This window comes from Paenibacillus sp. N3.4, from assembly GCF_008017805.1.
In the GTDB taxonomy this organism is placed as follows: Bacteria; Bacillota; Bacilli; order Paenibacillales; family NBRC-103111; genus Paenibacillus_E.
Genome location: NZ_VRTT01000185.1, coordinates 1 through 1,802 on the forward strand (window position 1 = coordinate 1; position 1,802 = coordinate 1,802).

The window sequence follows — 1,802 nt, forward strand, 5'->3', positions numbered from 1 at the left end:
AACCACATTGCTTGAAGCTCATCCAGTGTTGTTACAGCTTCATCCACTTGAGCCTGCGTTGAGCTTGCTCCATCTCGAATGGCTGTTGCTGCTGTGATCGCAGTATGATACGCGTCGTAAGCTTCTTGGGAGACATCCCCATTTACCTTACCCACTGGATGAGCTTCAAGCAATGTGGTTGCATTAACGATTGCTGAAGTTAATGTAGTTTTGGAAACTGCTGGTGGACTAGTTGGTGATGGTCCTGATCCTGATTCAGACCCAGACGATGTTGGTGTTGGTGTTGCAGTTGGTTGGGTCGTCTTTATTGCAGGAGTCTCAAAAGTAGAGCCTTCTGTATTTATGGTCGCTAGGACAATTGTACCTTTACCGAGCATTTTAACCACTGCATCTAGGACAAGAGAATTGATTGTCGCATCTTTACTAAGGTTAAGTGACATCCCGGTCGCTGTCGATTTTGCATTCACATTCTGAATGGTACCCTCGGGCACATCAATTTGTATTTGCTGCGAGCTAACATTTACAGTATCAAATGAACCTGCCAATGTTACCTTTGATCCTGCTGGAAGTGAAGAGGTAATATTGACAATTCCGAAGCCAGTCCCTGTTGAATTCGTTTCTTTAAGTATTGCTGGGGATTTTATACTAACTAAAGCCACAGTTGTGGTTCCTTCTGAAACAATGCGTACAATGCCTGTTCCAGCTTTCTTGTCAATAATAATGTCAACAAGCACAGAGTTGTTAAAATGAATACTGTTCTCTCCACCGCCTTGTACGGTCACCTTTCCAGTAACTTTGACATTCTCTAAGAAAGCATCGCCATTGCCAATACCTTCTCCTAATAATAGATCACCATTAATGACCATATTCTGAAGAGTGACACCTGCTGCATTAACAACTACATTCTTGTTAACCGTTTCTATGCCGGTTATTGGACCATAATTTCCAGCTGCATTATAAGACACAGTCTGAGCTGCATTAGCACGTACAGTATTAGCACGATCTAATGTAACAACTGCTTCCGCACGTGTAATGGACGCTTCCGGTTTAAAACTATGATCTGCCTCATAACCATTCATGATTTCCGAGGCTACTACTTCACCAATAGCATCCTTACCCCAGCTTGCCATTTTGCTTGCATCTAGAAATGCTGCTGTAGAAGCACTAGCTTTCGCCTCTAATTTCAATAAACGGCTCACAATGACCGCTACCTCTTGGCGGCTGATCGGCTTACTTACTCCGATCGTTCCATCCTCATAACCAGTAATAAAACCGGCTTTAACAGCTTTTTCTACTTCAGCATGAGCCCAATGATCTGAGGCTACATCACTAAATGCGATCACTGCTGTTTCTGTAAATCCAAACGAACGATTGACCAAAGCGATGAATTCCGCTCTAGTGATTTTATTTTCCGGCTTAAAGCTGCCGTCATCATATCCTTTAATAAGTCCTTTATCGATCCATTTAGAAATGTTATTTTCTGCCCAATGGCCTTGAATATCCGATACTGTGAATGTAGCTGCACCAAATGCTACACCAAACGATGAAAACAGTAGGCATGTCATAACTATAATAGATATCAGTTTCTTACTTAATTTATTCCTCATACTATTTCCTCCTGATTATTAAACTACTTTATACTGACTTGGATACTGATCTTGTGAAAATAGAGAAACACCCTTTCCTTGAAAATTAGCCTAGTAAAGATGCGGTATACCGTTTTCTGAATCACAATGGTTCTTTATTCGACAAAATTCGCTAACTTCCATACTATATGTATTCTCCTGAAAAAAAAAATCCAC

At 41.1% G+C, this 1,802-nt stretch carries 1 protein-coding gene; it reads right to left on the reverse strand.

What is annotated here, in order from left to right; translation table 11 throughout:
- Nucleotides 1–1,607: S-layer homology domain-containing protein (locus tag FU659_RS34825; protein WP_147951717.1), on the reverse strand; the 1,607-nt coding region annotated here is incomplete at its 3' end.
- Between the last annotated feature and the right edge of the window lie 195 nt (nt 1,608–1,802).